Annotated in this window: 18 protein-coding genes; 9 read left to right on the top strand and 9 right to left on the bottom strand. The window is 71.7% G+C overall.

Translation table 11 applies throughout. The annotated features are described in order from the left end of the window. Positions 1 to 28: 28 nt before the first annotated feature. The 4 genes from ACFIF2_RS06780 to ACFIF2_RS06765 form a co-directional block, all read right to left on the bottom strand. On the bottom strand, positions 29 to 604 hold the full coding sequence (locus ACFIF2_RS06780) for a TerD family protein (protein ID WP_395571581.1): 576 nt from the start codon (positions 602 to 604) through the stop codon (positions 29 to 31). A gap of 112 nt (positions 605 to 716) precedes the next feature. Then, entirely contained in the window at positions 717 to 1,292 is a 576-nt protein-coding gene (locus ACFIF2_RS06775; RefSeq protein ID WP_395571580.1) for a calcium homeostasis/redox stress adaptation protein, read from the bottom strand. 154 nt (positions 1,293 to 1,446) lie between these two features. Then, positions 1,447 to 1,905 (bottom strand): peroxiredoxin, encoded by a 459-nt coding sequence (locus ACFIF2_RS06770; RefSeq protein ID WP_395571579.1) that lies wholly within the window; start codon positions 1,903 to 1,905, stop codon positions 1,447 to 1,449. Between the two features lie 124 nt (positions 1,906 to 2,029). After that, positions 2,030 to 2,467, bottom strand: a complete 438-nt coding sequence (locus tag ACFIF2_RS06765) for a DUF3052 domain-containing protein (protein WP_053130143.1) — start codon at positions 2,465 to 2,467, stop codon at positions 2,030 to 2,032. A 386-nt stretch (positions 2,468 to 2,853) separates the two neighbouring features. Here ACFIF2_RS06765 and aceE point away from each other — a divergent pair, with 386 nt between their 5' ends. After that, the gene (aceE, locus tag ACFIF2_RS06760; protein WP_395571578.1) at positions 2,854 to 5,610 is read left to right on the top strand and encodes a pyruvate dehydrogenase (acetyl-transferring), homodimeric type; all 2,757 of its coding nucleotides are present in this window, start codon (positions 2,854 to 2,856) and stop codon (positions 5,608 to 5,610) included. A 92-nt stretch (positions 5,611 to 5,702) separates the two neighbouring features. Continuing rightward, entirely contained in the window at positions 5,703 to 6,530 is an 828-nt protein-coding gene (locus tag ACFIF2_RS06755; RefSeq protein ID WP_395571577.1) for a potassium channel family protein, read from the top strand. 49 nt (positions 6,531 to 6,579) lie between these two features. On the opposite strand, the gene ACFIF2_RS06750 is transcribed toward ACFIF2_RS06755, so the two are convergent. Further along, the gene (locus tag ACFIF2_RS06750) at positions 6,580 to 6,885 is read right to left on the bottom strand and encodes a small hydrophobic protein (RefSeq protein ID WP_395571665.1); all 306 of its coding nucleotides are present in this window, start codon (positions 6,883 to 6,885) and stop codon (positions 6,580 to 6,582) included. A 250-nt stretch (positions 6,886 to 7,135) separates the two neighbouring features. Next, on the bottom strand, positions 7,136 to 8,752 hold the full coding sequence (locus tag ACFIF2_RS06745) for an MFS transporter (protein ID WP_395571576.1): 1,617 nt from the start codon (positions 8,750 to 8,752) through the stop codon (positions 7,136 to 7,138). A 144-nt stretch (positions 8,753 to 8,896) separates the two neighbouring features. On the opposite strand from ACFIF2_RS06745, the gene ACFIF2_RS06740 reads away from it, so the two are divergent. From ACFIF2_RS06740 to ACFIF2_RS06730, 3 genes are all read left to right on the top strand, one after another. Next, a complete protein-coding gene (locus ACFIF2_RS06740) occupies positions 8,897 to 9,577 on the top strand; it encodes a TetR family transcriptional regulator (protein WP_395571575.1) in 681 nt (226 codons plus the stop codon). Positions 9,578 to 9,649: 72 nt separating this feature from the next. Further along, complete coding sequence (locus ACFIF2_RS06735; RefSeq protein ID WP_395571574.1) at positions 9,650 to 10,858, top strand: alpha/beta hydrolase; 1,209 nt, start codon at positions 9,650 to 9,652, stop codon at positions 10,856 to 10,858. Positions 10,859 to 10,933: 75 nt separating this feature from the next. Further along, the gene (locus tag ACFIF2_RS06730) at positions 10,934 to 11,788 is read left to right on the top strand and encodes a DUF4429 domain-containing protein (RefSeq protein ID WP_395571573.1); all 855 of its coding nucleotides are present in this window, start codon (positions 10,934 to 10,936) and stop codon (positions 11,786 to 11,788) included. 38 nt (positions 11,789 to 11,826) lie between these two features. Here the strand turns inward: ACFIF2_RS06730 and ACFIF2_RS06725 are convergent, their stop codons facing one another. Both ACFIF2_RS06725 and ACFIF2_RS06720 read right to left on the bottom strand, forming a co-directional pair. Continuing rightward, positions 11,827 to 12,843 carry an aldo/keto reductase gene (locus ACFIF2_RS06725; protein ID WP_395571572.1) on the bottom strand — a complete coding sequence of 339 codons (1,017 nt, stop codon included), beginning with the start codon at positions 12,841 to 12,843 and terminating at the stop codon, positions 11,827 to 11,829. After that, entirely contained in the window at positions 12,840 to 13,325 is a 486-nt protein-coding gene (locus ACFIF2_RS06720; protein WP_395571571.1) for a MerR family transcriptional regulator, read from the bottom strand. Before ACFIF2_RS06720 ends, ACFIF2_RS06725 begins: the two co-directional genes overlap by 4 nt. A gap of 96 nt (positions 13,326 to 13,421) precedes the next feature. Here ACFIF2_RS06720 and ACFIF2_RS06715 point away from each other — a divergent pair, with 96 nt between their 5' ends. After that, complete coding sequence (locus ACFIF2_RS06715) at positions 13,422 to 13,892, top strand: GNAT family N-acetyltransferase (protein WP_395571570.1); 471 nt, start codon at positions 13,422 to 13,424, stop codon at positions 13,890 to 13,892. 19 nt (positions 13,893 to 13,911) lie between these two features. Next, on the top strand, positions 13,912 to 14,739 hold the full coding sequence (locus ACFIF2_RS06710) for a serine hydrolase domain-containing protein (protein ID WP_395571569.1): 828 nt from the start codon (positions 13,912 to 13,914) through the stop codon (positions 14,737 to 14,739). Positions 14,740 to 14,746: 7 nt separating this feature from the next. Here the strand turns inward: ACFIF2_RS06710 and ACFIF2_RS06705 are convergent, their stop codons facing one another. Beyond that, on the bottom strand, positions 14,747 to 15,406 hold the full coding sequence (locus ACFIF2_RS06705) for a pirin family protein (RefSeq protein ID WP_395571664.1): 660 nt from the start codon (positions 15,404 to 15,406) through the stop codon (positions 14,747 to 14,749). A gap of 117 nt (positions 15,407 to 15,523) precedes the next feature. Here ACFIF2_RS06705 and fasR point away from each other — a divergent pair, with 117 nt between their 5' ends. Then, entirely contained in the window at positions 15,524 to 16,729 is a 1,206-nt protein-coding gene (gene fasR, locus ACFIF2_RS06700) for a fatty acid biosynthesis transcriptional regulator FasR (RefSeq protein WP_395571568.1), read from the top strand. An 89-nt stretch (positions 16,730 to 16,818) separates the two neighbouring features. Next, on the top strand, positions 16,819 to 17,748 hold the full coding sequence (locus tag ACFIF2_RS06695; protein ID WP_395571567.1) for an ACP S-malonyltransferase: 930 nt from the start codon (positions 16,819 to 16,821) through the stop codon (positions 17,746 to 17,748). Positions 17,749 to 17,753: the final 5 nt, after the last annotated feature.

Raw genomic sequence — 17,753 nt, 5'->3', positions numbered from 1 at the left:
ACGGGGCTCCCCCGCGCCGTACGCGGCTTTACGAAACGTTGACTCCGAAGTCTAGGGCGATGCCGCGCAGCCCCGACGCGTACCCCTGCCCGACCGCCCGGAACTTCCATTCGCCCTGGTAGCGGTACAGCTCACCGAAGATCATCGCAGTCTCCGTGGAGGCGTCCTCGCTGAGGTCGTAGCGGGCGAGTTCCTGGCCGTCGGCCTGGTTGACGACCCGGATGAAGGCGTTGCTGACCTGCCCGAAGGTCTGGCCGCGCTCGTCGGCCATGTGGATCGAGACCGGGAAGACGATCTTGTCACACCGGTCGGGCACCGCGGAGAGGTCGACCAGCACCGACTCGTCGTCGCCGTCGCCCTCACCGGTGAGGTTGTCACCTGTGTGCTCGACCGACCCGTCCGGACTCTTGAGCTGGTTGTAGAAGACGAACCACTCGTCGCCGAGCACCCGGCCGCCGCCGCACACCAGGGCACTGGCGTCGAGGTCGAAGGGTGCTCCGGTGGTGGAGCGCGCGTCCCAGCCGAGACCGACCAGGACCTGCGTGAGGTTCGGTGCGGCCTTGGACAGGGAGACGTTGCCTCCCTTGGCAAGCGTGACGCCCATCGTGATGTCCCTCCCCGGGTGGTGGTTCCTGGGTTTCCTGCGCGTCCGGCGCCGCACGTAAACCGTGCGGCGCCGGACTTCTCGAGGCTGTCGCCCCGACCGTTCAGGTCGCTCAGACGTTGACGCCGAAGTCCTGCGCGATGCCGCGCAGGCCCGAGGCGTACCCCTGGCCGATGGCGCGGAACTTCCACTCCGCGCCGTGCCGGTACAGCTCGCCGAAGACCATGGCGGTCTCCGTGGAGGCGTCCTCGCTGAGGTCGTAGCGGGCGATCTCGGCGCCGCCGGCCTGGTTGACGACGCGGATGAACGCGTTGCGCACCTGGCCGAAGGACTGCTGGCGGTTCTCGGCGTCGTAGATCGAGACCGGGAAGGTGATCTTCTCGACGTCGGCGGGGACGTTGGCGAGGTCGATCTTGATCTGCTCGTCGTCGCCCTCGCCCTCACCGGTGAGGTTGTCGCCGGTGTGCTCGACCGATCCGTCCGGGCTCTTCAGGTTGTTGAAGAAGATGAAGTGCGCGTCACTGGCGACCTTGCCGCCGCTGTTCAGCAGCAGCGCGCTGGCGTCGAGGTCGAAGTCGGTGCCGGTCGTGGTGCGGATGTCCCACCCCAGACCGACGATGACCGCGGTCAGGCCGGGGGCCTCCTTGGTCAGCGATACGTTGCCGCCCTTGCTGAGGCTGACTCCCACGAGTCCTCCATTGGTGTCCAGGGGCGGGGAGCCCCGTAGTGCGTGGATATCGGATCAACGATCCGATCCTAGTGACGGGTTCCCGCCCCCCGCAGGCCCTGGGACCGACAAATCACTCGGTGTCGATCACACCGCGTCGGTCACAGGCTGCCGGTCACAGGGTGTCGAGCGCCTTCACGTACTCGGTCAGGTCGCGGGCGTCCGGCAGGCCGTTGACGACGGTCCAGCGGACCACGCCCTCCTGGTCGATGATGAAGGTGCCGCGGACGGCGCAGCCCTTGTCCTCGTCGAAGACGCCGTAGGCGCGCGAGACGTTGCCGTGCGGCCAGAAGTCGGAGAGGAGGGGGTACTCCAGGCCCTCCTGCTCGGCGAAGACGCGCAGGGTGTGGATGGAGTCGTTGGAGACGGCGAGCACCTGGGTGTCGCGGTCGGAGAACTGCGGCAGGTTGTCGCGCACCTCGCACAGCTCGCCGGTGCACACACCGGTGAAGGCGAAGGGGTAGAAGAGCAGCACCACGTTCTCGCGGCCGCGGAAGTCGGACAGCCGGACGGTCGCGCCGTGGTTGTCCTTCAGTTCGAAGTCGGGGGCCTTGTCGCCGACCTGGATCGCCATGTCCTGTCCGTCCCTTCAGGGGGTGGTTCGCTGGGACCACCCTACGTACGGGACGTCGCGGAACCGCGGACGGGCCGACGGCGGTCGGCCCGTCCGGGCTCCGGCTGCTGCGGAGCCCGCTCGGCTACCGCTTGGACTTGGCGGCCTTCGGCGTCGCCAGCCGGCTGCCGCTCCAGTCCTTTCCGACGCTGACGCTCTTGGACGCCGTCAGTCCGGCGGTCGTCGCGGCCTCCGAAATGTCGCTGGCCTCGACGTATCCCGAACGGCCGGTCTTCGGCGTGAGGAGCAGGATGGACCCGCCCTCCTCGATGTACGTGGTGGCATCCACCAGCGCATCCGTCAGGTCGCCGTCGTCGTCACGGAACCACAGCACGACGGCGTCGGCCACGTCCTCGTAGTCCTCGTCCACCAGTTCGCCCTCGACGGCGCCCTCAATGGCCTCGCGGAGCTCCTGGTCGACGTCGTCGTCGTAGCCGATCTCCTGGACCACCTGCCCGGGCTGGAAACCCAGCCTGGCGGCAGGGTTCGTCCGCTCCTCCGCGTGGTCCGCGGTCGCGCTCACGGGTTGCCTCCTGATCATGTCTTGGGGAATATCTCAGCCACGCGCGTGCGCGAAGCATTGGCCGTAGTCCACACGGGCGGGACGGATCGCGCAAGTACCCGGCGACTGGGACCGCCGAAACGGTGACGATCCCGGCCGTGTCGCCGCAACTCCAGCCATGCCGTCCCGACCGAAGGTGACGTACACCACACCTATCTGCCCCGTTTGCGTATTTGGGAACCACGTGTGGGTACGAGACTCGAATGAACGTGCCACCGGCTCCCATGGGGGAATCGGTTACCCCACGGTACAGATGACGTTTGCCCCCGCGAGGTACACGATGGGGAATCGGCGGGGAATCGGCGCAGACACCCGGCAAAGTGGCCCTCTGACAGCGAAGGAACAGCGTGGCTTCCGCATCCGATCGCAGCGATCGCAGCCCGATCATCATTGGCGGCCTCCCGAGTCAGGTCCCCGACTTCGACCCCGAGGAGACGCAGGAGTGGCTCGACTCCCTCGACGCCGCCGTCGACGAGCGCGGCCGGGAGCGGGCCCGCTACCTGATGCTGCGGCTGATCGAGCGGGCCCGCGAGAAGCGCGTGGCCGTGCCCGAGATGCGCAGCACGGACTACGTCAACACCATCCCGACCAAGAGCGAGCCGTTCTTCCCCGGCAACGAGGAGATCGAGCGCAAGATCCTCAACGCCACCCGCTGGAACGCGGCGGTGATGGTCTCGCGCGCGCAGCGGCCCGGTATCGGCGTCGGCGGCCACATCGCGACCTTCGCCTCCTCGGCGTCCCTGTACGACGTGGGCTTCAACCACTTCTTCCGGGGCAAGGACGAGGGCGACGGCGGCGACCAGGTCTTCTTCCAGGGCCACGCCTCGCCGGGCATCTACGCCCGCGCCTACCTGCTGGACCGGCTCGGCGAGGAGCACCTGGACGGCTTCCGGCAGGAGAAGTCGAAGGCGCCGAAGATGCTGTCGTCGTACCCGCACCCGCGGTCGATGCCGGACTTCTGGGAGTTCCCCACGGTCTCGATGGGCCTCGGCCCGATCGGCGCCATCTACCAGGCGCGGATGAACCGCTACATGCACGCGCGCGGGATCGCGGACACGTCGCGGTCGCACGTGTGGGCCTACCTCGGCGACGGTGAGATGGACGAGCCGGAGTCGCTGGGCCAGCTCTCCATCGCCGCCCGTGAGGGCCTGGACAACCTGACCTTCGTGGTCAACTGCAACCTGCAGCGCCTGGACGGCCCGGTGCGGGGCAACGGCAAGATCATCCAGGAGCTGGAGTCGGTCTTCCGCGGCGCCGGCTGGAACGTGATCAAGCTGGTGTGGGACCGCACCTGGGACCCGCTGCTCGCCCAGGACCGGGACGGCGTGCTGGTCAACCGGATGAACACCACGCCGGACGGCCAGTTCCAGACGTACGCCACCGAGTCCGGCGCCTACATCCGCGACCACTTCTTCGGCGACGACCACCGGCTGCGCGCGATGGTCGAGAACATGACCGACGACCAGATCCTGCACCTGGGGCGCGGCGGTCACGACCACCGGAAGATCTACGCGGCGTACAAGGCGGCCCTGGAGCACAAGGGCCAGCCCACCGTCATCCTCGCCAAGACGATCAAGGGCTGGACGCTGGGGCCGAACTTCGAGGGCCGCAACGCCACGCACCAGATGAAGAAGCTGACGGTCGACGACCTCAAGCGCTTCCGCGACCGGCTGCACCTGCCGATCTCCGACAAGGAGCTGGAGTCCGGCCCGCCGCCGTACTACCACCCCGGCCGGGACACGGAGGAGATCCAGTACATGCACGACCGCCGGCTGGGGCTCGGCGGGTACGTGCCGACCCGGGTCGTACGGTCGAAACCGCTGCCGATGCCCGACGGCAAGACGTACGCGACCGTGAAGAAGGGGTCCGGTCAGCAGTCCATCGCGACGACGATGGCCTTCGTACGGCTGCTCAAGGACCTCATGCGGGACAAGGAGCTGGGTAAGCGGTTCGTGCTGATCGCGCCGGACGAGTACCGGACGTTCGGCATGGACTCGTTCTTCCCGAGCGCGAAGATCTACAACCCGCTCGGGCAGCAGTACGAGTCGGTGGACCGGGACCTGCTGCTCGCCTACAAGGAGGCGCCGACCGGGCAGATGCTGCACGACGGCATCTCGGAGGCCGGCTGCACGGCCTCGCTGATCGCGGCCGGTTCGGCGTACGCCACGCACGGCGAGCCGCTGATCCCGGTCTACGTCTTCTACTCGATGTTCGGTTTCCAGCGCACCGGCGACCAGTTCTGGCAGATGGGCGACCAGCTGGCGCGCGGCTTCGTCCTGGGCGCGACCGCGGGACGTACGACGCTGACGGGTGAGGGCCTCCAGCACGCGGACGGCCACTCGCAGCTGCTGGCCTCGACCAACCCGGCGTGCGTGGCGTACGACCCGGCGTTCGGCTTCGAGATCGCGCACATCGTCGAGGACGGGCTCCGGCGGATGTACGGCGGGGACGAGCGACACCCGCACGGCGAGGACGTCTTCTACTACCTCACCGTCTACAACGAGCCGATCCAGCACCCGGCCGAGCCCGAGAACGTGGACGTCGAGGGCATCCTCAAGGGCGTCTACCGCTTCAGCGAGGGGACCTCCGGCTCCCTCCCGGCGCAGATCATGGCGTCCGGGGTGGCGGTGCCGTGGGCGGTGGAGGCGCAGCGGATCCTCGCCGAGGAGTGGAACGTGCGCGCCGACGTCTGGTCGGCGACCTCCTGGAACGAGCTGCGGCGCGAGGCCGTGGCGTGCGAGGAGCACAACCTGCTGCACCCCGAGGAGGAGCAGCGGGTGCCGTACGTGACGCGGAAGCTGGCGGGCGCGCAGGGGCCGTTCGTGGCCGTGTCGGACTGGATGCGGTCGGTGCCGGACCAGATCGCGCGCTGGGTGCCGGGGACGTACCAGTCGCTGGGCGCGGACGGCTGGGGCTTCGCGGACACGCGCGGCGCGGCCCGGCGGTTCTTCCACATCGACGCGGAGTCGATCGTGGTGGCGGTGCTGAGCGAGCTGGCGCGGGAGGGGAAGGTCGACCGGTCGGTGCTGAAGCAGGCGATCGACCGGTACCGCCTCCTGGACGTGACGGCGGCCGATCCGGGCGTCGCGGGCGGTGACGCGTAGCGCGCGGAGGGCGGACCTCGCACGGGAAGGGGCGGCGGGCTCTCGGGCTCCGCCGCCCCTTCGCGCGCGCCGGGTTCTCTACGATGCGGGGCATGGACGCGGGCATCGGGGAAGAGACGGCACAGGCACGGTGGGAGCGGCGCTCCCAGCGGCCACTACTGGCGCTGGCCGTGGTGTTCGCCGTCGCGTACGCGGTGCCGATCGTGAACAGCTCCGCGAGCCGGTCCCTGACCCGGGCGTGCGCGGTGGCCGAGTGGGTCGTCTGGGGGGCGTTCGCGGTGGACTACCTGGTGCGCCTGTGGCTCACCGGCGACCGCAAGCGGTTCCTGCGCACGCACTGGCTGGACCTGTGCGCGGTGGCGCTGCCGCTGCTCCAGCCGCTGCGGCTGCTGCGGCTGGTCTCGACGCTGATGCTGGTGGGCCGGCGGGCGCGGATGGCCTCGCAGATCCGGCTGACCACCTATGTCGTCGGGGCGGTGGTGGGGCTGCTGATGTTCGGCTCGCTGGCCGTGCTCTCCGTGGAACGGGACGCGCCGGACGGGAACATCCGGACGCTGGGTGACGCGCTGTGGTGGTCGTTCACGACGATGACGACCGTGGGGTACGGGGACCACTCGCCGACCACCGGGTGGGGGCGGGTGCTGGCCGTGGGGCTGATGCTCTCCGGCATCGCGCTGCTGGGTGTGGTGACGGCGAACATCGCGGCGTGGTTCATCGCGCGGTTCGAGAAGGACGACGTGGCGGAACGGCGGCAGACCGAGGCGATCCGGCTGCTGACGGAGGAGGTACGGGCGCTGCGCCGGCAGGTCGCGGAGCTGAAGGAGACCCCGGTACCGGATCAGGGCCGGGCCCTGGCTCAGGCTCAGGTCCCGGGCCCCGCACCCGCACCCGCACCCGCGACGAAGACCGGCGCCGAGTAGGTTCCGGCGCGTCGGGCGTTCGCCCCCGGGCGGGGCGGGCGGCGTCGGTTCAGAGCAAGCCGTGGCCCGCGCCCGCCCCGGCGAGCCGGACGACCGCGAGGAGCGTGTCGATGGCACCCAGGACGAGGGCGACCACTGCCGGTACCGGGTGAGGGCCCGACCGGCCGCGGCCCATGGCGAGCCATCCGCAGACGACCGCGGCGGGGCCGAGCACGATCCCCAGCGTGAAGAAACCCGCGATCGCGCAGACGAGTCCGACGATGCCGAGCGTCGCGCGGTCCGGCCCGGTCCGTGACCACGTCCGGCCACGTGAGCGGGGGTGCCTGCGCGATCCCTGTCCGAAGCTCGCCATCATCAACTCCCGGATCTCCTTGTGGAGTTCGGGTACCCCCGCACGGCGTCTCATGCCTGCCGCGCCCATGCTGCCCGCGCGCTGCCCCCCTCCGGCAGCGCGCCGCAGCCTCGCGTCCTCCGTGCCCTGCGCAGGACGTGACCCACTGTGACCTGCGAGCTCCCTCGGACGGGAGGGTTCGTCGGCCCTGTCACCCGGATGGGCGAACAGGGCCGACGGAGGCGGAGGACGGGCCGGCCGGCCCGCCGCCGGGTCAGATGTGTCCGACGCCCGCGCCGGCCTCCGCGTTCTCCCCGCGCTTGGCGAGGAACGCGACCAGCACGGCCACCACCGCGACACCGGCGGCGACCAGCGACGCCGTGCTCATCCCGGAGATGAAGGTGTCGTGCGCGACGTCGGTGATCTTCGTCGCGAGCTGTTCCGGCGTCCCCTCGGGCACCGGCGCGAGGCCCTGCTGCACGGCCTGGGCGGTCAGCTCCTCCTGGGCGGGGGTGAGCGGGGGCAGACCGGCGTCCGTCCAGTTGCCCGCGAGGTCGCTGTCGACCTTGGAGGCCATCACGGCGCCCAGCACCGCCGTACCGAGGCTGCCGCCGATCTGCATCGCCGCCTGCTGGAGACCGCCGGCGACACCCGACAGCTCCATCGGCGCGTTGCCCACGATGACCTCGGTCGCGCCCACCATCACCGGCGCCAGGCCGAGGCCGAGCAGCGCGAACCAGACGGACATGGCGACGCTGCCGGTGTCCGTCTCCAGCGTGGACATGCCGTACATGGCGACCGCGGTGCACGCCATGCCGCCCGCGAGCGGGACGCGCGGGCCGACCTTGGTGATCATCGCGCCTGCGAGCGGCGAGGCGACGATCATCATGGCGGTCAGCGGCAGCAGGTGCAGGCCGGCGTCGACCGGGCTCATGCCATGGACGTTCTGGAGGTAGAAGGTCACGAAGAACAGGCCGCCCATGAAGGCGATGGCCATCAGGACCATCAGGACGACACCCGCCGACAGCGGCACCGACCGGAACATCGCCAGCGGGATCAGCGGCTCCCTCACCCGGGTCTCCCAGAAGGCGAACGCGGCGAAGCCCGCCACCGACACGGCGATGAACAGCCAGGTCTTGCCGTCGCCCCAGCCCCACTCCGGCGCCTTGATGAGCGCCCACACGAGGCAGAACATCGAGGCCGACAGCAGGACGATGCCGACGATGTCGAACGAGCGCGGGGCGTTCTCGGCGCGGTGGTCCAGCAGGATCAGCACGCCGAGCACCACGGCGAGGATGCCGACCGGCACGTTGATGAAGAACACCGACTGCCAGTTGACGTGCTCGACCAGCACGCCGCCCAGGATGGGGCCGCCCGCGGTGGAGGCGCCGATGACCATGCCCCAGATGCCGATGGCCATGTTGAGCTTCTCGGCCGGGAAGGTGGCCCGCAGCAGGCCGAGCGCGGCCGGCATCAGCAGGGCGCCGAACAGCCCCTGGAAGACGCGGAAGACGATGACCGCGGCGATGCTGTCCGAGAGTCCGATGGCACCCGAGGCGAGCGCGAAGCCGGCCACGCCGATGAGGAAGGTCTGCCGGTGGCCGAAGCGGTCACCGAGCTTGCCCGCGGTGATCAGGGAGACCGCGAGGGCGAGGAAGTAGGCGTTGGTGATCCACTGCAGCTCGGACCAGCTGGCGCCCAGGTCCTTGCCGATGGCCGGGTTGGCGATCGCCACGATGGTGCCGTCGAGGGCCACCATCATGACGCCGACCGCGACGGTGACGAGGGTGACCCACGGGTGGCCGCGCAGCCCCGAGGCCGGTGCCGGGCCCGACGGTGTGGAGGGTCCGTCCCCCGGTCCCGCCTTGTCGATGGTGGTCTGACTAGTCATACGTTCGAGGCTAGTGACAGCCACTGACAGTTGACAAACCATTTCACCGGTCGGTAACTGACACGTCATCCGCCGCTAGCCTGAACTGCGGAAACACCAGCGCGGCAACCCGCCGGAGCCGACCCGAGGAGCGACCTTTTGAAGATGGCGGACACGGCTTCCTCTCCGGGCCTGCGCGAACGCAAGAAGCAGCGCACCCGGGACACCCTGCTGCGGTCCGCCCTGGAGCTGTTCACGGAGCGGGGCTACGAGGAGACGACCGTCGACGACATCGCCGCGACGGCCGACGTCTCGCAGCGCACCTTCTTCCGCTACTTCGCCAGCAAGGAGGAGGCGGCCTTCTTCGTGTCGCGCCTCGCCGAGGCGCACTTCGTCGACGCCGTGCGCCGCCGTCCGCCCGGTGAGGCGCCGCTGGACGCGCTGCGCCAGGCCCTCGGGGAGAGCTGGGGCACGATCGGCGAGACCGTCGAGCGGCTGGTCCCGCTCGACCTGCACATGCGCTTCTACCGGGTGATCGAGTCGACGCCGGCGCTGCTCGCCGCGCACCTGCGGCGGGCGACCGAGCTGGAGGAGGAGGTCGCGCGCGTCGTAGCCGACCGCGAAGGGCTCGACGTGGACACGGATCCGCGGCCCCGCGTGGTCGTGGCCGTCTTCGGGGCGGTGATGCGGGTGACCGAGCGGATCTGGTCGGCACGGGACGACGCCGGTCTCCCCGCGCTGCGCGACCTGACGGCCGTCTACCTCGACCAGGTGGAACCCGCGCTGGCCGGAAACTGGCGGCCCGCCGGGCCCCCGACCGCGCCCGGGCCGGGCCCAACCCCCTGACGCGGAAGCGAAACGTGATCCGTGTCACTGGATTCACGCGAGACCGTCCCGTTCTCCTAGTGTGTCCTCCCAGTGACTTCCTTCGACACCTCCCCGCAGCTGAACGTCTGGCGCGCCCTGCTCGCCCTGGCCGTGGTGTTCGTGATGCTGGCGACCACCGGCTGGACCGCCCTGCGCAACCAGCGGGGACCCACGGCCCTCGAAGCGTCGGTCACGGCCTGGGAGCACGGCCGGATCGACGGACGCCGGCTGCCCGACGCGCAGGCGGCCCCCTCCCGGCTGGCCCGCTTCTTCGCCTCGCTCTCCGACTGGCAGCGCACGAGCCTGGCCCGCCGCTACCCCCTGGCCGTCGGCAACATGAACGGCGCCCCCGTCGAACTGCGCTACCTCGCCAACCGCACGGCGCTGCACAAGGCCCGCGCGGCGGAGCGCCTGCGCATGCACGACACCCGCCTGTCCAGCTCCGGGCAGCGCGAGGCGGGCCGGCGCGCGCACCGCTACGACTCGCTGCTGGACCCGGACCGCCGCATCCTCGCCTTCGACCCGGCGGGCTCCGGCAAGATCGCCGAGGTGTTCGGCGACCTGACCCGCGCCGAGCGCGTGTCCGTCGTGGTGCCCGGTGTGGACACCGAGCTGCTCACCTTCCAGCGCAGCCACCGCAAGTACACCGCGCCGGCCGGCATGGCCCAGTCGCTGTACCGGGCGGAGCGCGGGGCGAGCCCGGGCACCTCTACGGCCGTGATCGCCTGGGCCGACTACGTCTCCCCCAGCGGCCTCGGCATGGAGGCGGCCACCGCGGTCCGCGCCGAGCACGGGGCCGCCCGGCTGAACGCGCTGCTGCGGGCGCTGCCCGGCCGCTCCCCCGTCTCGCTGTTCTGCCACAGCTACGGCTCGGTGGTGTGCGGCGTCGCCGCCGGGACGCTGCCCGGCCGGGTGACCGACATCGCGGTGGCCGGCAGCCCCGGCATGCGCGTCGAGAAGGCCGGCCACCTGGGCACCTCCGCCCGGGTGTGGGCGATGCGGGACGCCGACGACTGGATCCAGGACGTGCCCTACCTGGAGGTCGGCGGCCTCGGGCACGGCGCCGACCCGGTGTCCGCCGCGTTCGGCGCGCGGGTGCTGTCGGCGCGGGGCGCCCAGGGACACGGCGGCTACTTCGTGCCGGGCACGGAGAGCCTGCGGAACTTCGCCGAGATCGGCGTTGGCGCATACCGCACGGTGGCCTGCGCCGGAGGGAACGACACATGCCGGGTGGGTTTGTCCGGAGCGGCGGCCGCCTGACGCGCGTAGAGGCGCAGATACTCCGGTTTGCGCGGGGAGGGGACGGAAGGGCTCGTGCCGCATACGATGAGCCGCATGGGTGACGTACTGGCCGGATTTCATGCCGCCTGGGAGTTCGAGTCCGACTCCGTGCTCATCCGCTACGAACGGGGGATTCGAACACCCAAGCTGTTCCAGGCCCTGGGGGAACGCCGTGTGCCCCTGGAGGCGATCGCCGGGGTGACGCTCACGCCCGGCAGACGGGGCACCGTCGTGCTGCGCGCCGAGCCGCGCCCGGGCGCCGATCCGCTGATGGAGGCGGCCGCCGGGCAGCTGAGGGAAGGGTGCGACCCGTACCGGCTGGTGCTGCCCGCCGAGCGGGAGACGCTCGCGGAGTACTACGCCGACGAGCTGCGCGGGCTGCTGAGCGAGTCCGGCAGGACCGAGCGGTACCTGGTGGCGGCGCCCGAGGCGCCGCTGCACTTCAAGGCGTACGACGGGAAGGCGTCCTTCGACGGGACGTCGGTGGCGTTCCGGTGGTTCTGGACGGGCGCGTCGTCGGCGAAGTGGAAGGCCGGCGACCAGAACTTCCCGGTCGCCGGCCTGGGCGGAGTGGAGTGGCGGTCCCCCGAGATGTTCGAGGGGTACCTGCGGCTGCTGCCCCGGGACGGCACGGCACTCGCCCCGCAGGCCGACCAGGACCCCGCCTCGGTGGTGTTCGGGCTCGGGTACGGGCCCGTGCACGAGTCACTGCCGTTCGCCGCGGCGGTCCTGGCGGCGGTGCGGGAGCGGGGCGCGGGCGCCCCGGTGCCGGTTCCGGTGCCGGCGCCCCGGCGCGATCCGGCGGACATCGCCGAGCGGATCCGGCACCTGGGGGAGCTGCACCAGCAGGGGCTGGTGACGGACGAGGAGTTCTCCTCGAAGAAGGCGGAGCTGCTGGCGGAGCTGTAGCGTCCGCGGGTCCGGCTCCGCCTCTTCGGGGCGCTCCGCTACTCCCGTCCGGCGGACGTGAAGGTCATGTCCGCGTACCGGTCCCCCGCGACCTTGCCCGCGATCGGCTCCAGCAGGGACAGCTCCTCGTCGGTGAGGACGATCCGCGTCGCCGCCGTGTTCTCCTCCACCCGCGCCGGCTTGCGGGTGCCGGGGATGGGGATCACCGGCAGGCCGTGCACCCGTGCCCGCTGCTGGGCCCAGGCCAGGGCGATCTGGCCGAGGGTGGCGCCGTGGGCGTCGGCGACCGCGCGGACCGGGTCGAGGAGGGCCGCGTTGGCCGCCGCGTTGTCGCCGGTGAAGCGGGGCTGCTGACGGCGGAAGTCGTCGGCGGTGAGATCCCGGTCGGCGTCGGCGAAGGCACCGGTGAGGAAGCCCCGGCCGAGCGGCGAGTACGGGACGAGGGCGACGCCGAGTTCGCGGGCCGCCGGCACCACGCCCGCCTCGATGTCCCGGCTGAACAGCGACCACTCCGACTGCACGGCGGCGATGGGGTGCACCGCGTGCGCGGCCCGCAGCTCGCCGCCCGTCACCTCGCTCAGGCCGAGGTGCTTGACCTTGCCCTCGCGCACCAGGTCGGCCATGACGGCGACGGTCTCCTCGATCGGCACGTTCACGTCGCGTCGGTGCAGGTAGTAGAGGTCGATGACGTCGACGTCCAGGCGGCGCAGGCTCGCCTCGACGGCCTGGCGGACGTACGGCGGGTCGTTGCGGATGATCCGCTTCGTCGGGTCGTCCGGCGGGATCGACAGGGCGAACTTGGTCGCGATGACGACCTCGTCGCGGTGGGCCTTGAAGAACGGCGACAGGAACCGCTCGTTCTCCCCCGCCCCGTAGGCGTCCGCCGTGTCGTAGAGCGTGACGCCGAGTTCCAGGGCCCGCTCCAGGGTGGCCCGCGACGCCTCGGCGTCCACGGGGCCGTAGGCGAAGCTCATGCCCATGCAGCCCAGGCCCTGGACGCCCACCTCGGGGCCGCCGTCGCCGAGCCGCGCCGTCGGGATCCTGTCGTCGGTCATCGGGTGCCCTCCGTCTCACGGGTGCGTCCGGCGTCCCCGTAGAAGCTGATCTTGCGGTCGAGTACGGCGAGGGTGTCCTGGAGTTCGGCGATCCGCGCCAGCACGTCGCGGCGCGTGGACTCCAGTAGTTCCCGCCGGTCGAGGTAGGTGCTCTCGCCCTCGCGCACCAGCTCCGCGTACCGGACCATGTCGGCCACCGGCATGCCGGTCAGGCGCAGCTTGCCGACGAAGTCGAGCCAGTCCAGGTCGCGGTTGCTGTAGCGGCGCTGGCCGGTGTGGGAGCGGTCGATGTGGGACATCAGACCGATCCGCTCGTACCAGCGCAGCGTGTGGGCCGTCAGGCCGGTGAAGGCGACGACCTCGCTGATGGTGTAGCGGTCCTGCCCGTCCGGGCGCGGGTGGCGCCGGGGCGGGGCGGAGCAGATGTCCGTTCTGGTGGCGTTCGGCCCGAGCGTCCCGGCCGTGGTCTGCATCACCGTCATGCGCTCCACGCTATGACCTTGGAGTGCACTCCAGGCAAGCACGGAGGGTGGGAAAGGGGCGGGACAGCCGACGGACCCGGTGACTAGCGTGCACGCATGAGTCTCGTACGCCGTGCCGTGGCCGAGGACGCGGAGGAAGTGCTCCGCCTGCGCCAGGTGATGATCGATTCGGTGCGTCCCGCATCCCCCACCGCGTGGCAGGCCGCCGCCCTGCCCGCCCTGCGGACGCGACTGGCCGACCCGGACGGGGAGTTCGCGGCGTTCGTCGTCGACCACCCCGACCGGCCCGGGGCGCTGGCGGCGCTGGTGGTGGGGACCCTGGAGTACCGGATCGGCGGGCCGGGCAAACCGCCGGACGGGCTGATCGGTTACGTCTTCAGCGTCGCCACCGACCCGGACGCGCGGCGCCGGGGCTACGCGCGGGCGTGCATGGACGAACTGCTGGTGTGGTTCCGCGAGCGGGGCGCGAGCCACGTCATGCTCACCGCGTCCCCCGACGCCGAGCCGCTGTACGCCTCGATGGGCTTCACGCGGGACACGACCCCCTCGATGAGGCTGTACCTCTGAGCCGCTTAGGCTCGGTGGCATGTCCTTGAAGAGCCTCGCGTCGATCGAGAACTGGCCGGTCCCCACCGCCGCGGCGGGCGTCGTACGCGCCGACGGCACGGTGCTGGGGACCCACGGCCCGCTCACGCACCGCTTCCCCCTCGCCTCGGTCACCAAGCCGCTCGCGGCGTACGCGGCGCTCGTCGCGTACGAGGAGGGCGCCATCGAGCTGGACGAGCCGGCCGGGCCGCCCGGTTCGACGGTCCGTCACCTGCTCGCCCACACCTCGGGCCTGGCCTTCGACGAACACCGGGTGACCGCCCCGCCCGGGGAGCGCCGGCTGTACTCCAACGCCGGTTTCGAGCAGCTCGGCGACCACATCGCGAAGGCGGCCGACATCCCGTTCGCCGAGTACGCGCGGCAGGCGGTGCTGGAGCCGCTGGGCATGACGGCCACGACGCTGGACGGCTCCCCGGCGAAGGACGGCGTCTCCACGGTCGAGGACCTGCTGCGGTTCGCCGCCGAGGTGCAGGCGCCGCGCCTGCTGGACCCGCGCACGGTCGCCGAGGCGATGACGGTCCAGTACCGGGGCACCAAGGGCGTGCTGCCGGGCTACGGCCACCAGAACCCCAACGACTGGGGCCTCGGCTTCGAGATCCGCGACGGCAAGTCCCCGCACTGGACGGGCACCTCTTCCTCGCCCCGCACCTTCGGCCACTTCGGCCAGTCGGGCACGTTCCTGTGGATCGACCCGGACGCACAGCTCGCCTGCGTGGCCCTCGCCGACCGCGTCTTCGGCCCGTGGGCCACGGAGGCATGGCCGGCCTTCACGGACGCGGTGCTGGCGGAGGTCCGGGGACGGTCCTGACCGGCCCCTAGGGGCGCGGCGCCATCTCCCAGACCAGCACCTCGGCCGGCGTCACCGCCACCGCGTCCATGCCCTCGGCGTCCGTGATCCGGGCCGCGTCGCCCGCGTCCAGCTCCTCGCCGTCCAGCGTCACTTCGCCCCGCACCACGTGGACGTACACCCACGCCCCGTCCGGCACCGCCGTCCGCTCCCCCGCCGTCAGGCGGCGGACGTGGAGCATCGCGGCGGCCTCGGGGACGGCGTACGGGGTGGAGTCGGCGATGCCGCGGACGATCTCGTAGGCGGGGTCGCCGCCGGGGGTGAGGGGGGCCAGCCACATCTGGACGAAGGTCAGGGGGACCGGGCCGTCGTTGCGCTCGACGTGGCGGACGCCGGCCGCCGAGCTGAGGCGCTGGACGTCCCCGGCCCGCACGACCGTCTCGTGGCCCGCGGTGTCGCGGTGGGTCAGCTCGCCCTCCACCACCCACGTGACGATCTCGGTGTGGCTGTGCGGATGCTCGTCGAAGCCGGCGCCGGGGGCGAGGCGCTCCTCGTTGCAGGCGATCAGGGCGCCGAAGCGGAGATTGCCGGGGTCGTAGTGGGGGCCGAAGGAGAAAGCGTGCCGCGACTCGATGCCGGCCGCCGGGTCGCCTCCGGGGTAGCGCGCGCCGGCGCGCCGTACGTCCATCACGCCGCCCACCGTAGACCCGCCGCGCGGGCCGCGGGGGACACGGGGCGGCGGCCCGCCGGTCAAGCACCGCCCCGGCCACACGGGTGCCCGTCCCGATAAGGCAGTCTTGTCCCCGTGCCCGAACCCGAAACCAGCAAGCCCGAGCCCGCGGCGCACGCCGTCCACCCGCACACCGCGACCCTGAAGCGGTTGGAGCAGTCCTCCGGGTCGCTCGCCGCGCAGGCCATCGCGCGCATGGACGAGACCCTGCCGTGGTACCGGGCCATGCCACCGGAGAACCGCTCCTGGATCGGGCTGGTGGCCCAGGCGGGCATCGCCGCCTTCACCGAGTGGTTCCGGCGCCCGGACGCCCCGCAGGCCATCTCCACCGACGTCTTCGGCACCGCCCCGCGCGAGCTGACCCGGGCGATCACCCTGCGGCAGACCGTGGAGATGGTGCGGACGACCATCGAGGTGATGGAGTCCGCGATCGACGAGGTCGCCGCCCCCGGCGACGAGTCGGTGCTGCGTGAGGCGCTGCTCGTGTACGCCCGCGAGATCGCCTTCGCGACCGCCCAGGTGTACGCGCAGGCCGCCGAGGCACGCGGTGCCTGGGACGCGCGCCTGGAGTCGCTGGTCGTGAACGCCGTGCTCAGCGGGGAGGCCGACGAGGGCGCCCTCTCGCGGGCCGCCGCGCTCGGCTGGAACTCGCCGGAGCACGTGTGCGTGGTGCTGGGCACCGCGCCCGACGGGGACTCCGAGCTGACCGTGGAGGCCATCCGGCGCGCGGCCCGGCACGCCAAGCTCCAGGTGCTGACCGGGGTGCTCGGGGACCGGCTGGTGGTGATCGCGGGCGGCAGCGACAATCCGCTGGCCGTCGCCAAGTCACTGATCGGGCCCTTCGCGCAGGGGCCGGTCGTGGCCGGGCCGGTGGTGCCCGACCTGCTGGCCGCGACCCGGTCCGCGCAGGCCGCCGCCGCCGGCCTCAAGTCCTGCACCGCCTGGCAGGACGCCCCGCGCCCGGTGCTGGCGGACGATCTGCTGCCGGAGCGCGCGATCGCCTCCGATCCCTCGGCCCGCGAGCAGTTGGTGGAGGAGATCTACAGACCACTGGAGGAGGCCGGGGCCGCGCTGCTGGAGACGCTCAGCGTCTATCTCGAACAGGCGAGCAGTCTCGAGGGCGCCGCCCGGATGCTCTTCGTTCACCCGAACACCGTGCGCTACCGGCTCCGACGTGTGACTGACGTCACCGGATGGTCACCCTCTGATGTACGGTCTGCGTTCACACTGCGGATCGCGCTCATCCTGGGGCGTCTCGCCGATGGAGATCCGCAACTCTAGGCTTTTGTCGAGGGTCCACAAAACCCCCTCGTGTTCTTCGTCCCTGTCCTCACGGGCGGCCGTGCCCGTCCTCAAGAGAGAGTGTGAGAGTGCTCGTACTCGTCGCTCCCGGCCAGGGTGCCCAGACCCCCGGCTTCCTGACTGACTGGCTCGCCCTGCCCGGCGCCGCCGACCGCGTCGCCGCGTGGTCGGACGCCATCGGACTCGATCTCGCCCACTACGGCACCAAGGCCGACGCGGACGAGATCCGTGACACGGCCGTGGCCCAGCCGCTGCTGGTCGCGGCCGGGATCCTCTCGGCCGCGGCACTCGGTGACATGTCCGAGATCGCGCCGGGCGCGGTCGCCGGACACAGCGTCGGCGAGATCACCGCCGCCACCTTCGCGGGCGTCCTCGACGACACCGCCGCGCTGACCCTCGTACGCCGTCGGGGCCTGGCCATGGCCGAGGCCGCCGCGGTCACCGGGTCCGGCATGTCGGCGCTGCTCGGCGGCGACCCCGAGGTGAGCGTGGCGCACCTGGAGAAGCTCGGCCTGACCCCGGCGAACGTGAACGGCGCCGGTCAGATCGTGGCGGCCGGCACCCTGGAGCAGCTGGCCGCGCTGAACGAGGACAAGCCCGAGGGTGTGCGCAAGGTCGTCCCGCTGAAGGTGGCCGGCGCGTTCCACACGCACCACATGGCGCCCGCCGTGGACACGCTCGCCGAGGCCGCGAAGGCGCTGACGCCGGCCGACCCGAAGGTGACGTACGTCTCCAACAAGGACGGGGCGGCCGTCGCCTCCGGCACCGAGGTGCTCGAGCGGCTGGTCGGCCAGGTCGCCAACCCGGTCCGCTGGGACCGGTGCATGGAGACGTTCAAGGAACTGGGTGTCACCGCGCTGATCGAGGTGTGCCCGGGCGGCACGCTGACCGGGCTGGCCAAGCGCGCGCTCCCCGGGGTGCGGACGCTGGCCCTGAAGACACCCGCCGACCTCGACGCGGCCCGCGAGCTCGTCGCCGAGCACGCCCAGCAGGCCTGACAAGG

This window comes from Streptomyces sp. BK79 (genome assembly GCF_044142145.1).
Lineage (GTDB): Bacteria > Actinomycetota > Actinomycetes > Streptomycetales > Streptomycetaceae > Streptomyces.
This window is presented reverse-complemented; position numbering and strand designations above follow the sequence as displayed.